This window comes from Kluyvera sp. EC_51, assembly GCF_019584505.1.
In the GTDB taxonomy this organism is placed as follows: Bacteria; Pseudomonadota; Gammaproteobacteria; order Enterobacterales; family Enterobacteriaceae; genus Kluyvera; species Kluyvera sichuanensis.
Window position 1 is genome coordinate 1 of record NZ_VDAG01000088.1, and the last position, 211, is coordinate 211.

At 52.1% G+C, this 211-nt stretch carries 1 rRNA gene; it reads right to left on the reverse strand.

The features are described 5' to 3' along the window. Positions 1-211 (reverse strand): 16S ribosomal RNA (locus FHC49_RS16185); the annotation flags it as partial.

The window sequence follows — 211 nt, forward strand, 5'->3', positions numbered from 1 at the left end:
ACGCCCAGTAATTCCGATTAACGCTTGCACCCTCCGTATTACCGCGGCTGCTGGCACGGAGTTAGCCGGTGCTTCTTCTGCGAGTAACGTCAATCACTAAGGTTATTAACCTTAACGCCTTCCTCCTCGCTGAAAGTACTTTACAACCCGAAGGCCTTCTTCATACACGCGGCATGGCTGCATCAGGCTTGCGCCCATTGTGCAATATTCC